Source organism: Streptomyces sp. NPDC005141 (genome assembly GCF_053599975.1).
The window spans coordinates 92,107-105,956 of sequence record NZ_JBSFYW010000008.1 but is presented as its reverse complement, the minus strand read 5'-3'; the positions used below and the strand labels follow the sequence as shown (position 1 = coordinate 105,956).

The window sequence follows — 13,850 nt, the reverse complement described above, 5'->3', positions numbered from 1 at the left end:
ATCGGATCCCCTAACCTCTGAAAGTATCTTTGATGGTGAGAGCAGTCCACCATGGGTGAATCTAACCAGTCAAGTGATTGTTGAAGGTTAGGTACCCGTGTGTGCTCGCCGTCGTCGCCCCCGGGTCGGCGCGGTGAGAGGGCTGGGATTCCTGTCTCCCGTGTGAATACTGGCCGGATGGCCACCCGACTGCGGACCGCCCACACGGCGGACCTCGCCCCCGCCGAACTCCGCGCCGCCCGCGCCCTGTTGGAGGACGCCTTCGACGGGGACTTCAGGGACGAGGACTGGGATCACGGACTCGGCGGCATGCACGTCCTGGTCCATGACGACCGGGGTCTCGCGGCGCACGGCTCGGTGATCCAGCGGCGCGTCCTGCACCGCGGCCGCTCGCTGCGCGCCGGGTACGTGGAGGCGGTCGGCGTTCGCGCGGACGTACGGCGCACGGGGCTCGGCGGGCGCGTGATGGCGGAACTGGAACGGATCATCGAGAGCGCCTACGGGCTCGGGGCGCTCTCCGCGAGCGAGGAGGGGGCCGCCCTGTACGCGGTCCGGGGCTGGCAGCTCTGGCCCGGCCGCGTCTGTGTCCTGGCCCCGGACGGTGTCGTCCGCCTTCCCGAGGAGGAGGGCATCACATTCGTCCGTCCCGGCGCGTCCGTGGGCCCCCTCGACCCGGAGCACGAGCTGGTCTTCGACTGGCGGGACGGCGACGTGCTCTGACCGGAGCCGGAGCCGGAGCCGGAGCCGGAGCCGGAGCCGGAGCCGGAGCCGGAGCCGGAGCCGGAGACGGAGACGGAGACGGAGACGGAGCGGGAGACGGCCGCGTACGGCGTGCGCCGTGGTGTTCGTGGTGCCGGCCGCGCTGTGCTCGCCGCCCGTGGTGGGAGCCCCGCGGCCGCACCCGTGGCGGGTGATGCCGTGCGGACCGTTGTCCCTGGTCGGAGCGGTGTGACGCAATCCGCCGTCTCAGATAGTAGGAAGTCCGAGTAATTGTGGAGACAGATGCCCGGTCCTCGCCTAGCTTTGTAGGAGCCGAACGTCTCGCTCGACCAAGCGAATGGCGGTCGTGAGCCGGAGCCCTGGCAGGCAACCCCTGCGGCACCGCTCCCCGCCTCTTCCGGCGTCTCGTAAATCCATCACCGCACTTCCGGTCGCCCGCATGGGTTCCGCCGGAGGCAAGGAGTCGATTCATCATGGCCGAGACGACCGTCCGCCGAGTCCGTCACCTCTCCCGTACGAGCAGCGAGTCCGACCGCAAGAACGCCGCGGCGGCGCTCCAGCGCGCCCTCGACCGCAGGGACAACGGCGGCGCGACGGGCCACTGAGGCCCGCCGCCCCTTCCGACCGGGAGCCGCACCCGCAGGGGTGCGGCGCGGGGTTCACGCCCCGCGCCGCACCTCGAAGTGCTGGATGTGCGCCGTGCTCAGCTCCCGCGCCGCACCTCGAAGTGGTCGATGCGCTCGCCGCTCTGGGCCAGCGCCGACACCTTGAGTCTGGGTGAGGAACCGGCCTCCGCCTCCACCGAGAGGAAGGAGAAGCCGGTGTACCGCACCCGGGACCACTCCACGGTGTCCGACTTCTGCCGCTGCGACTTCGTCCAGTGGAAGGTCTCGATGGACTCGCGGCGCGTGACCTTCCCCTCGAAGCTGTCCTTGACCCCGGTGGGGAACCGGTAGAGGCTCTTGCCCGCCCCGCCCGCCGTGACGTACACGATCCCGTCCCGGGTCGGATCGGTCGAGGCGCCCACCGGCACCTGCCTGCCCACTTTGCCGCCCTTGATGGCGTCGGTGCGCTCGTACACATGGTTGTGGCCGTTGATCACCAGGTCCACCTGGTGTTTGGCGAACAGTGGCACCCAGGCGTCGCGCACACCGCCGTCGGAGGCGTGCGTCGACGTCGAGTAGGCGCAGTGGTGGAAGAAGACGACGATGAAGTCGACCTGCCCGCGCAGTTCCCCGAGCCGTTTGTCGAGCCAGGCCGTCTGCCTGCCGCCCGAGTAGCCCTTGTTGGCGGGGATCTCGTACGACACGTCGTTGGCGTCCAGCGCGACGACGCCGACGTTCCCGTAGACGAAGGAGTAGACGCCCGGCGCGTGTTCGGAGTCGAAGCCGTTGCCGGGGAGGGTCCAGCGCGCGGACTGGCCGCCGTAGCCGTTCGGCGAGTACCAGGCCTCCATGTCGTGGTTGCCGGTCGTCACCATCCACGGCACCGACTTCGCCACCGTCTCGGTCTGCTTGAGGAACAGGTCCCAGGCGCCCGGGTCGTAGATGTCGGAGTCCTCGCCGTGCCCGGTCCCGTCCGCGTAGCAGATGTCGCCCGCGTGCAGGTGGAAGGCCGGGCCGCGGCCGAGGAGCACCTTGTCGTTGGCGAGCGCGTCGGGCGTGACGCCCTGGTCGCCGAAGGCGGTGAACACGAACTTCCCGGGGTGCGCCGGCGCCGTGCGGAATCGGCCGATCGTGGAGTGCCGTTCCCTGCTCGCCGGGTCGAAGCCCTCGTGGCCGACGCCGTAGTAGTACGTCGTTCCGGGGCGCAGCCGGTCGAGGGCCGCGTGCACGTAGTACTGGTCCAGCGCCATCCGCTGTCCGGCGACTCCCGGTGTGCGCAGGTGGCGGACCTCGGCCTCGATCCTGTGGCTCAGCGCCCAGGGGGTCGGGCCCACCCGGATGTACGGCTTCCTGACCGCGAACGGCACCTGCCAGGAGATCCGCATCTGGGTCTTCGGATCCGCGCCGAAGGCGAGGTGGCGGCCGAACGGCGTGACGGCGGAGCCGGACACCCGGGCGGTGGCCGGGTGCGGCGACGAGCCGGCCGTCGTCCGTGAGGGGGCCCCGGTGCCCGAGGCGCAGCCGGTCAGCAGTCCGCCGCCCGCGAACGCGCTCGCCGCCACGAGCGCGCGGCGCCGGGTGAGTTTCGTCCGCAGGTACTCGTACTGCTCGGCCATGCTCATGTCGCGTGCGAGCTCGTGCGGAATGCCGACGTCGGGGACGGGGAGTCCGGGGGGAGTCCCCCTGGAGGCAGCGGTCATGTCTGGAAAGTTCCCAGCGTGCGCCAACGGCCGTCGTACAGACGGGTGAACATGGGTCGAAGGCTAGGGGTTCTCCGGCACCGACTTGTCCGTATGGCGGACATTGCGTGTCATCCCATGGGACAAGGAGTACGGTGCCGTCATGTCTCGCAGCATCGATCTCGCAGTGATCCCCGGTGACGGAATCGGCCAGGAAGTCGTGGCCCAGGGGCTCAAAGTCCTCTCCGCCGTCCTTCCGCCGGACGTGAAGCTGGAGACCAAGGAATTCGACTTCGGCGCCCGGCGCTACCACGCCACCGGTGAGACCCTCACCGACGCCGACCTCGACGCCCTGAAGCGGCACGACGCCATCCTGCTGGGTGCGATCGGTGACCCCTCGGTCCCGTCGGGCGTTCTGGAGCGCGGCTTTCTGCTCAAGCTCCGCTTCGCCTTCGACCACCACGTCAACCTGCGTCCCTCGAAGCTCCTCCCGGGTGTCGAGACCCCGCTCGCCGGTCAGCCCGAGATCGACTTCGTGGTGGTCCGCGAGGGTACCGAGGGTCCGTACACCGGCAACGGCGGCACCATCCGCAAGGGCACTCCGCACGAGGTCGCCACCGAGGTCTCCGTCAACACGGCGTTCGGTGTCGAGCGTGTCGTCCGTGACGCCTTCGCCCGTGCGCAGGCCCGTCCGCGCAAGAAGCTGACGCTGGTCCACAAGAACAACGTGCTGACCTTCGCGGGCCACCTCTGGACCAACGTCTTCAACAAGGTGGCCGAGGAGTTCCCCGAGGTCACCACCGACTACATCCACGTGGACGCGGCGACGATCTACCTCGTCACGCAGCCCGAGCGCTTCGACGTGATCGTCACCGACAACCTCTTCGGCGACATCATCACCGACCTCGCCGCGGCCGTCTCCGGCGGCATCGGCGTCGCCGCCTCCGGCAACATCAACCCGAGCGGCGAGTTCCCCTCGATGTTCGAGCCCGTGCACGGCTCGGCGCCCGACATCGCGGGCCAGGGCAAGGCCGACCCCAGTGCCACCGTCCTGTCCGTCGCCCTCCTGCTGCGTCACCTCGGCTACGAGGCGGAGGCCGCCCGCATCGAGGACGCCGTCTCCGCCGATCTCGCCGAGCGGGTCGGCAAGCCCGCCCGCAGCACCGGGGAAATCGGCGACGCGCTGGCCGTACGAGTAGCCGGCTGACCCGCCGTTCCGCCTACGTTCCGTAGCAGCCGCCGGGTCGCATCCGCACCCGGCGGCTTTTGCTATGCCCTCGCCGGGTGCCACCATCAACCCCTGGGCAATCCCCTGGGCCGTATTCACACCGTTTCGTCCACGGTCCTCCGCGCGCGATAATCGAACGCGGAGCCGCGGAATGAGGGAATGCTCGGACGTCCTATCACTGGCCACTGGCAGTGCGGGCGTGAGCGCGGCCCGTCACATACAACCGGTGAAGGACAAAACCACTCATGACGCAGCCCACGATCGAGCTCAAGCCGTCCGCCAGCCCGCTCTCCGCCGCCGAGCGCGAGGCGATCCTGGTCAACCCCGGGTTCGGCCGGCACTTCACCGATCACATGGTGACCATCAAGTGGACGGAGGGCCGCGGCTGGCACGACGGCCAGCTCGTTCCGTACGGCCCGCTCTCCCTCGACCCGGCGAACATGACCCTGCACTACGCGCAGGAGATCTTCGAGGGACTCAAGGCCTACCGCCGGCCCGACGGCTCCGTCGCCACCTTCCGGCCCGACAAGAACGCCAAGCGCTTCCAGGCCTCCGCCCGCCGGCTGGGCATGCCGGAGCTGCCGGTGGAGACCTTCATCGAGGCCTGTGACGCGCTGGTCCGCCAGGACCGTGACTGGGTCCCCGCGCACGGCGGCGAGGAGTCCCTCTACCTGCGCCCCTTCATGATCGCGACCGAGGTCGGTCTCGGCGTGAAGCCCGCCAACGAGTACCTCTTCCTCGTCATCGCCTCGCCCGCCGGCGCCTACTTCGCGGGCGGCGTGCGGCCGGTCTCGATCTGGCTCTCCGAGGACCGCGTCCGCGCCGTTCCCGGTGGCATGGGCGACGCGAAGACGGGCGGCAACTACGCCGCCTCGCTCCTCGCCCAGGCCGAGGCGGCCTCCAAGGGCTGCGACCAGGTCTGCTACCTCGACGCGGTCGAGCACAAGTGGATCGAGGAGCTCGGCGGCATGAACCTGTACTTCGTGTACGGCGACAGGATCGTCACCCCGTCCCTCACCGGCTCCATCCTGGAGGGCGTCACCCGTGACTCCCTGCTGACCGTCGCCCGCGACCTCGGCTACGCCGCCGAGGAGGGCCGCGTCTCCATCGACCAGTGGCAGACCGACGCCGAGAACGGCACCCTCACCGAGGTCTTCGCCTGCGGCACCGCCGCCGTCATCACCCCCGTCGGCACGGTCAAGCGCACCGGCACCGAGTGGCGGCAGTCGGGCGGCGAGCCCGGCAAGGTCACCCTCCGGCTCCGTGAGGCCCTGCTCGACGTCCAGCGCGGCATCACCGAGGACAAGCACGGCTGGATGCACCCGCTGGGCTAGCCGCACCGACGCGTGGCCGGTTCCCTCTCGCCAACTGGCGCGCGGGGACCGGCTGTTCGTTCGCCGCGTAGTGTCTCCGCGGCACGGGGCCCGCGACCCGGACCTGGTGGGCCGGCCGTTTTTCGCCGTGTACGACGAGCGGGCCACCCGGGTCGGCGGCCTAGAGCCCGCTCTCGACGCGAGCCGGTTCCTGACCGCTCTCGACCCGGTGTGACACCGGCCCGGGCGCGAGCGCCAGGTACACGATGCCGCCGACCAGCCCCGACAGGACGAAGCTGCAGTCCACCCCGCCCGTCAGGGACAGCAGCGGCCCCTCGTACGACGGCAGTGACACGGCCAGGAGACCGACGAGGGCACCCAGGGCCCAGGCCGCCGTGGCCCGGAGGTTCCAGCCGGCCCGGTACCAGTAGACGCCGCCGCGGGAGCGGCGGTTGAAGACCTGGAGGGCGTCGGGGTCGTAGACGCCGCGGCAGCGGACGAAGCCGATCAGCGTGATGACCGCCCACGGGGTGCCGATCGCGGTCAGCAGCAGGACGAAGGACGTCATCGCGGACTGGGCGTTCCAGGCGTAGTGGCCGACGAGGACGCAGAGCATGGCGACGACGGCGACCGCGCAGGTGGCGCGGGCACGCGAGGTGCGGGGCAGGATCGCGTCGAGGTCGAGGCCCATCGAGTAGAGCATCAGACCGGCGTTGCCCACCGAGCCCGCGGAGGCGGCCAGCAGCAGCGGGACCAGGTACCAGGCCGGGGACGCGGACACCAACGGGCCCGCGTAGTCGAGGGCCGCGTGGGCCGCGTACGCCGTGAAGGTGCCGAAGAGCTGGGGGACCAGCAGACCGGCGATCAGACCGAGCCAGGTGGCGTGCAGGACCGTACGGGAGGAATGGCGGGCGGGGGAGATGTAGCGCGTGTAGTCGCCGAGCAGCGTGATGAACGCGATCGGGCCCGACAGGCCGGCCGCCACGGCGGCGAGCAGCCAGGTCGGCCAGAACGAGCCGAGCAGATAGCCGCCTGTCTCCGGGAGCGCCGCGGTGGTGAAGTGCGGGGCGTACGCGATCACGCCGACCACCAGCAGGGCCGTCATGCCGATCGCGAGGGCGCGGGACATGGCGAGCAGCACACGGTAGCCGTAGACGGCGCCCGCGACCGTGGCGGCGGCCAGCAGCGCGTAAACGACGGCGTACGACAGTCCGCTCGCCTCCAGCCCGAAGAGGCGGCCGAGGACGCTCACCATCACGTCGCCGCCGATCCACACGGTCAGCGCGGTGTAGCCGAGCGCGAGAAGCAGCCCGACGACCGAGCCGACCAGCCGTCCCCGTACGCCGAACTGCGCGCCGGAGGAGGTCGAGAGATTCGTGCCCGTCCGCAGCGAGACCAGGGCCAGCGGCGCGGTGAGCGCGGTGCCGACGACCGTGCCTGCCACGATCGCGCTGACCGAGGACCACCAGTCGAGTCCGAAGGAGGGCGGCAGCCAGCCGAAGATGATCACTCCGAGGCAGAGGTTGGAGCCGAGCAGGATCGACACGAGGTCGCGCGGTCCGCTGGTGCGTTCCTCGTCGGGGATGGTGTCGACTCCGCGCTGTTCGATCGGCATGGCTGGTCTCCTTTGACGGCCGCCTGGGAGTGGTGCGGGAAGCACCAGGTGTTAGAGCGACGTTCAATGTGGCGTCTTCAACGCTCACCCGTCAATGTTTCCCATCCATGAATCCGGCGTTTAGAGTGATGTTCTAAATGGAGGAAGGCGAGGAGGTGTCGTGGCGTGAGACTGACCCCCACGGAGCGTGACCGACTGCTGCTGTTCTCGGCCGCCGAGCTGGCCCGGGCCCGCAAGGCGCGCGGACTGCGGCTCAACGTGCCGGAGGCCACCGCCCTGATCGCGGACACCGTCTGCGAGGCCGCCCGCGACGGCAGACAGCTGGCGGAGGCCATCGAGGCCGCCCGGTCCGTCCTCGGCCCCGACGACGTACTGCCCGGCGTCGCGGACGTCGTCACCGAGGTGCATGTCGAGGCCGTCTTCGACGACGGCTCCCGGCTCGCGGTCGTCTCCGGCCCCATCGGCGGCGGACTCGGCGACCGCGCCCCGGGCGCGCTGCTGCCGGGGGCCGCGCACACCGAGCCCGCGGCGGTCCTGCGGCTGACGGTCACCAACACCGCGACCGTGCCCGTCTCCGTCACCTCCCACTTCCACTTCTTCGAGGCCAATCCGCGGCTCGACTTCGACCGTGCCGCCGTCTACGGCATGCGCCTCGCCGTGCCCGCGGGGTCCTCCGTCCGCTTCGGTCCCGGCGAGAGCGCGGAGGTCGGATTCGTGCCGATCGGGGGCGAGCGGATCGCGATCGGCTTCGCCGGTCTGGTCGACGGACCCCTGGACGCGCCCGGAGCCAAGGAAGAAGCCCTGCGCAGGGCCGCCGCCTGCGGATACCTCGGAGCCGAAGGAGCCGGCCGATGAGCATCGACCCCTACGCCTACGCCGCCACCCACGGCCCCCGGGCCGGCGACCGGGTCCGGCTCGGCGACTCCGGGCTGACCATCCGTGTCGAGTCCGACGCCCAGCTCCCCGGCGACGAGTTCCTCGCCGGATTCGGCAAGACCGCCCGCGACGGACTGCACCTCAAGGCCGCCGCCGTCCGCGAGACCTGCGACGTCGTCATCAGCAACGTGGTGGTGATCGACGCGGTCCAGGGCGTCCGGAAGGTGTCCATCGGCATCCGCGAGGGCCGAATCCACTCGATCGGACGCGCCGGCAACCCCGACACCCTCGACGGCGTCGACGTCGTGGTCGGCACCGGTACGTCCATCGTCTCCGGCGAGGGCCTCATCGCCACCGCCGGAGCCGTCGACACCCACGTCCACCTGCTCTCGCCGCGCATCATGGGGGCCTCGCTCGCCTCCGGCGTCACCACGATCATCGGCCAGGAGTTCGGGCCGGTGTGGGGCGTCGGCGTCAACTCGCCCTGGGCGCTGCGGCACGCCTTCAGCGCCTTCGACGCCTGGCCGGTCAACATCGGCTTCCTGGGCCGGGGTTCGTCCTCCGACGGCGCACCCCTCGTCGAGGCGCTCGCCGAGGGCGGCGCGAGCGGCTTCAAGGTCCACGAGGACATGGGCGCCCACACCCGCGCGCTCGACACCGCGCTGCGCGTCGCCGAGGAGCACGACGTCCAAGTCGCCCTGCACAGCGACGGGTTGAACGAATGCCTGTCTGTGGAGGACACCCTCAGGGTGCTCGAAGGGCGCACCATCCACGCCTTCCACATCGAGGGCTGCGGCGGCGGACACGTGCCCAACGTCCTGAAGATGGCCGGCGTCCCGAACGTCATCGGCTCGTCCACCAACCCGACCCTGCCCTTCGGCCGGGACGCGGTCGCCGAGCACTACGGCATGATCGTCTCCGTCCACGACCTGAAGACGGATCTGCCCGGCGACGCCGCCATGGCCCGCGACCGCATCCGCGCCGGGACCATGGGCGCCGAGGACGTGCTGCACGACCTGGGCGCGATCGGCATCACCTCCTCGGACGCGCAGGGCATGGGCCGCGCCGGCGAGACCGTGCGCCGGACCTTCGCCATGGCCGGGAAGATGAAGGCCCAGTTCGGCGCTCCCGAGGACCACGACAACGAACGCGTCCTGCGCTACATGGCCAAGCTGACCATCAACCCGGCCATCGCCCACGGCCTTTCGCACGAGGTCGGCTCCATCGAGACAGGCAAGCTCGCCGACATCGTGCTGTGGCGCCCCGAGTACTTCGGCGCCAAGCCGCAGCTCGTGCTGAAGTCGGGCTTCCCGGCGTACGGCGTCGTCGGCGACCCCAACGCCGCCACCGACACCTGTGAACCCCTGGTCCTCGGACCGCAGTTCGGGGCGCACGGCGCCACCCCCGCCGAGATCTCGGTGGCGTTCGTCGCGCAGGCCGCGCTCGACCAGGGCAACGACACCATGCCGACCCGCCGTCGCCGTGTGGCGGTTCGCGGCACCCGCGGCATCGGACCCGCCGACCTGCGCCTCAACTCCCGTACCGGAACGGTCGACGTGGACCAGCGCACCGGTCTGGTCACCCTCGACGGCGACCCTCTGCGCTCCGAGCCCGCCGACTCGGTCTCCCTCAACCGTCTGTATTTCTTGTAATCGACGCAGCCCGTAAGGATCACTCATGTCTGCAGCCGCCGACGGTTTCCGTATGCCCGCCGAGTGGACCCCGCACGAGCGCACCTGGATGGCGTGGCCGGGCCCCAACCCCACCTTCGACAACCCGGAGGACCTCGCCGAGTCGCGCGCGGCCTGGGCGGCGGTGGCCCGCGCCGTCCGCCGCTTCGAACCGGTCACCGTGGTGTGCGGGCCGGGCCAGTCCGCACCGGCCGCCGAACTCCTCGGCCCCGGCATCGACACCGTCGAGCGCCCGCTCGACGACGCCTGGATGCGTGACATCGGCCCCACCTTCCTCACCAACGGCCAGGGCGGACTCGCCGCCGTGGACTGGACGTTCAACGGCTGGGGCGCCCAGGCCTGGGCCCGCTGGGAGCACGACGCGAAGATCGGCGCCGAGGTCGCGGACCTGGCGGGGGCGAGGACGTACGCCTCACGGCTGGTCAACGAGGGCGGTGCGATCCACGTCGACGGCGAGGGCACCGTGCTGCTCACCGAGACCGTGCAGCTCGGCCCGGAGCGCAACCCCGGCTGGACCCGCGAGCAGGTCGAGACGGAGATCCACGCCCAGCTCGGCACCAGCAAGGCGATCTGGCTGCCGCGCGGCCTGACCGGCGACTACCCCCCGCACGGCTTCGGCACGCTCGGTCATGTCGACATCGTCGCCGCGTTCGCCCGGCCCGGCGTGATCGTCGCGCACTCCCAGCAGGACCCGGCGCACCCCGACCACGAGGTCAGCCGGGAGGTCATCGGCCTGCTCAGGGCGGGGACCGACGCGCGCGGACGCCGCATCGAGGTCGTCGAGGTCCCGGCCCCGACGGCCCTGGAGGCCGACGGCCACTGGGCCGACTACTCCTACATCAACCACTACCTCTGCAACGGCGGCGTCGTCCTCTGCGGCTTCGACGACCCGCGCGACGAGATCGCGGCGGGCATCTTCCGCCGGCTCTTCCCCGAGCGGACCGTCACGCTGGTGGACGCACGTACGATCTTCGCGGGCGGCGGTGGCATCCACTGCATCACCCAGCAGCAGCCCAAGGTCTGAGAACGGGAGCCACGGATGGCCGGTGCGCGGAAGAACGCGCCGCCGCGCGAGGAGGTCCTCGCCGTCGCCATGGAGATGATCGCCGAACGCGGTCTGGAGAAGCTCACCATGGCGGCACTCGGCCGTGAGGTCGGCATGAGCAGCGGCCATCTCCTCTACTACTTCCGCTCCAAGGACGAGCTGCTGCTGCGCACCCTGGAGTGGAGCGAGGGCCGCCTCGGCGCCGAGCGCGGCCGGCTGCTCGCCGCGCGCGGAACGGCCCGCGAGCGCCTCGACGCCTACGTCGACCTGTACGTCCCCGACGGCCACCGCGACCCGCACTGGACGCTCTGGCTGGAGGTCTGGAACCGCTCGCAGAACGCGGACGACGACGCCAGGGAACGGCAGGTCGCCATCGAGGGCGCCTGGCACCGGGACCTCGTCGCGCTGCTCGCCGAGGGTGTCTCGCGCGGCGAGTTCCGCGCCGTCGACCCGGACCGCTTCGGTGCCCGGCTGCGCGCCCTGCTCGACGGCTTCTCCATCCATGTGGCGATCGGCCTCCGCGGTACCGGCCGCGACCAAGTCCTCTCCCACGTACGGGAGTTCCTCGACGCGTCCCTGGGCTGAGCGGTGTTCGCGGACGGTCGATCAGACGTCCGGGTCGTATGTGATCGAACGCCGCGCTGACCACGTAGCCCAGTGCTCGCATCCTGAGACACCCTGTGAGCACCGGTCGGTATGTGCCAGACTGCCCCCGTGCTCTCGTTCGCCACGATTATTGGCAGCAGGCGCGCCGGTCCGCAGTGACCGCCACGTACGACCAGGTACGGGCGGACACCGTCGTTCTCGACCCGCGCGCAGACCTCTCGCACCCGCGAGGGGTTTTTCGCATTTCTGGCCCACCTTCAGCCGGGAACGCAGCGCGAGGGATGATTGGGGGACGGTGGAGCCGGTCATTCCGGTAGACCGAGATTCAATACAGGAGCCTTGAGACCATGACGGAAACCAGCGAACTCGACGATGCTTTCCACGTCTTCGACACGACGCTGCGCGACGGCGCGCAGCGCGAGGGCATCAACCTCACCGTGGCGGACAAGCTGGCCATCACGCGGCACCTGGACGACTTCGGGGTGGGCTTCATCGAGGGCGGGTGGCCCGGTGCCAACCCGCGCGACACCGAGTTCTTCGCCCGCGCCCGGCAGGAGATCGACTTCAAGCACGCCCAGCTCGTGGCCTTCGGAGCGACCCGCCGCGCGGGCGGCAAGGCCTCGGAGGACCCGCAGGTCAAGGCACTCCTGGACTCGGGGGCCGCGGTGATCACCCTGGTCGCCAAGTCCCACGACCGGCACGTCGAGCTCGCTCTGCGCACCACGCTCGACGAGAACCTGGCGATGGTCCGCGACACCGTCTCCCACCTGCGCTCCCAGGGCCGCCGCGTCTTCGTCGACTGCGAGCACTTCTTCGACGGCTACCGCGCGAACCCCGGGTACGCCAAGGCGGTCGTCAGCGCCGCCGCGGAGGCCGGTGCCGACGTCGTGGTCCTGTGCGACACCAACGGCGGCATGCTCCCGGCGCAGGTCCAGGCCGTGGTCGCGACCGTCCTCGCGGACACCGGCGCCCGGCTCGGTATCCACGCCCAGGACGACACGGGCTGCGCCGTCGCCAACACCCTGGCGGCGGTCGACGCGGGCGCCACCCACGTCCAGTGCACGGCCAACGGTTACGGCGAGCGGGTCGGCAACTCCAACCTGTTCCCCGTCGTCGCCGCCCTGGAACTGAAGTACGGGAAGAAGGTGCTCCCCGAGGGCGCGCTGCGGGAGATGACGAGGATCTCGCACGCGATCGCGGAGGTCGTCAACCTCACCCCCTCCACCCATCAGCCGTACGTGGGAGTGTCCGCGTTCGCCCACAAGGCGGGCCTGCACGCCTCGGCGATCAAGGTCGACCCGGACCTGTACCAGCACATCGACCCCGAGCAGGTCGGCAACACCATGCGGATGCTGGTCTCCGACATGGCGGGCCGGGCCTCGATCGAGCTCAAGGGCAAGGAACTGGGCGTCGACATCAGCGACGACCGGGAACTCGTCGGCCGCGTTGTCGATCGGGTCAAGGAGCGTGAGCTCAAGGGCTACACGTACGAGGCCGCGGACGCGAGCTTCGAACTCCTGCTGCGCGCCGAGGCCGAGGGCAAGGCCCGTACGTACTTCGAGGTCGAGTCCTGGCGGGCCATCGTCGAGGACCGCCCCGACGGCAGCCACGCCAACGAAGCCACGGTCAAGCTCTTCGCCAAGGGCGAGCGCATCGTCGCCACCGCCGAGGGCAACGGCCCGGTCAACGCCCTCGACCGCGCTCTGCGGGTGGCCCTGGAGACGATCTATCCCCAGCTCGCCAAGCTGGAGCTGGTCGACTACAAGGTCCGCATCCTGGAGGGCAAGCACGGCACGTCCTCCACCACCCGCGTCCTCATCTCCACCTCCGACGGCACGGGGGAGTGGTCCACGGTCGGCGTCGCGGAGAACGTCATCGCCGCGTCCTGGCAGGCACTGGAGGACGCGTACACCTACGGGCTGCTGCGGGCGGGCGTCGAGCCGGCCGCGTAGGTCCGCCTCAACAGGAGTCCTCGGCGAGCTTCTCGAACTCGCCGAGACTCATCGCCCGGTCGTCGGCCCACACCTGGCCGGGCTTCAGCTTGGCCAGGTCCGCAGCGCGGAAGGTGACGGTGCCGGTGTACTCGTAGTTGGACTCGGCTTTCCCGAAGCCGAGTTCGTACGTGTAGTCCGGCACCAGCCGCTGCTGTCCCGCGGCACGGGCCCGCCAGGCGGGCGGCGGTGCGAAGAGCGGGAACTCGGCGTCGGTGCCGTGCCGATGGCCCGGCGCCTTCCATCCGGAGCGGTTCCGGCCGGAGTCCGTCCCGGCTGGAGCCCCGACGAGCGAGAGCCCCTGGATCAGGTCGTCACCGCACGGCCGCAGGACCGCCCGCGGTGCTCCTTCCGTATCCAGGCGCACTGCGGCCAGCGGCAGTACTTCCGCCCCGCATCCGCTGAGCAACAGGCACCCGGCCACCACACCCGTAACCGCCACTACGGCACGTTTCATGTCCCGCCCCCTGTCGAGGGCGGG

12 protein-coding genes are annotated in these 13,850 nt (G+C 70.7%); 9 read left to right on the top strand and 3 right to left on the bottom strand.

Going from position 1 to position 13,850, the window contains the following annotated elements; all coding sequences use genetic code 11:
• The first annotated feature begins 177 nt into the window (after positions 1–177).
• Positions 178–720, top strand: a complete 543-nt coding sequence (locus ACWD68_RS08960) for a GNAT family N-acetyltransferase (RefSeq protein ID WP_451805784.1) — start codon at positions 178–180, stop codon at positions 718–720.
• Between the two features lie 473 nt (positions 721–1,193).
• Positions 1,194–1,325, top strand: a complete 132-nt coding sequence (locus ACWD68_RS08955) for a hypothetical protein (protein ID WP_103550476.1) — start codon at positions 1,194–1,196, stop codon at positions 1,323–1,325.
• Positions 1,326–1,423: 98 nt separating this feature from the next.
• Here the strand turns inward: ACWD68_RS08955 and ACWD68_RS08950 are convergent, their stop codons facing one another.
• Positions 1,424–3,025: a purple acid phosphatase family protein gene (locus tag ACWD68_RS08950; RefSeq protein WP_451805783.1), complete on the bottom strand. Its 1,602-nt coding sequence runs from the start codon at positions 3,023–3,025 to the stop codon at positions 1,424–1,426.
• 142 nt (positions 3,026–3,167) lie between these two features.
• Between ACWD68_RS08950 and ACWD68_RS08945 the strand changes: the two genes are divergently transcribed.
• Positions 3,168–4,211 (top strand): 3-isopropylmalate dehydrogenase, encoded by a 1,044-nt coding sequence (locus ACWD68_RS08945; RefSeq protein WP_451805782.1) that lies wholly within the window; start codon positions 3,168–3,170, stop codon positions 4,209–4,211.
• A 266-nt stretch (positions 4,212–4,477) separates the two neighbouring features.
• Positions 4,478–5,566 carry a branched-chain amino acid aminotransferase gene (locus ACWD68_RS08940; RefSeq protein WP_451805781.1) on the top strand — a complete coding sequence of 363 codons (1,089 nt, stop codon included), beginning with the start codon at positions 4,478–4,480 and terminating at the stop codon, positions 5,564–5,566.
• A 160-nt stretch (positions 5,567–5,726) separates the two neighbouring features.
• Here ACWD68_RS08940 and ACWD68_RS08935 read toward each other — a convergent pair whose 3' ends face one another.
• A complete protein-coding gene (locus tag ACWD68_RS08935; protein ID WP_451805780.1) occupies positions 5,727–7,160 on the bottom strand; it encodes a cytosine permease in 1,434 nt (477 codons plus the stop codon).
• Between the two features lie 165 nt (positions 7,161–7,325).
• Here ACWD68_RS08935 and ureA point away from each other — a divergent pair, with 165 nt between their 5' ends.
• The 5 genes from ureA (at position 7,326) to cimA (ending at position 13,330) form a co-directional block, all read left to right on the top strand.
• Positions 7,326–8,015, top strand: a complete 690-nt coding sequence (gene ureA, locus ACWD68_RS08930; protein ID WP_451805779.1) for an urease subunit gamma — start codon at positions 7,326–7,328, stop codon at positions 8,013–8,015.
• Positions 8,012–9,688, top strand: coding sequence for an urease subunit alpha (locus ACWD68_RS08925; protein ID WP_451805778.1), 1,677 nt, complete (start codon positions 8,012–8,014; stop codon positions 9,686–9,688). Before ureA ends, ACWD68_RS08925 begins: the two co-directional genes overlap by 4 nt.
• Positions 9,689–9,713: 25 nt before the next feature.
• On the top strand, positions 9,714–10,751 hold the full coding sequence (locus ACWD68_RS08920; RefSeq protein WP_451805777.1) for an agmatine deiminase family protein: 1,038 nt from the start codon (positions 9,714–9,716) through the stop codon (positions 10,749–10,751).
• 15 nt (positions 10,752–10,766) lie between these two features.
• Positions 10,767–11,357 carry a TetR/AcrR family transcriptional regulator gene (locus ACWD68_RS08915; RefSeq protein ID WP_266763104.1) on the top strand — a complete coding sequence of 197 codons (591 nt, stop codon included), beginning with the start codon at positions 10,767–10,769 and terminating at the stop codon, positions 11,355–11,357.
• A 368-nt stretch (positions 11,358–11,725) separates the two neighbouring features.
• Positions 11,726–13,330, top strand: coding sequence for a citramalate synthase (gene cimA / locus ACWD68_RS08910; protein WP_451805776.1), 1,605 nt, complete (start codon positions 11,726–11,728; stop codon positions 13,328–13,330).
• Between the two features lie 7 nt (positions 13,331–13,337).
• Here cimA and ACWD68_RS08905 read toward each other — a convergent pair whose 3' ends face one another.
• Positions 13,338–13,826: a hypothetical protein gene (locus ACWD68_RS08905; protein ID WP_451805775.1), complete on the bottom strand. Its 489-nt coding sequence runs from the start codon at positions 13,824–13,826 to the stop codon at positions 13,338–13,340.
• Positions 13,827–13,850 lie beyond the last annotated feature (24 nt).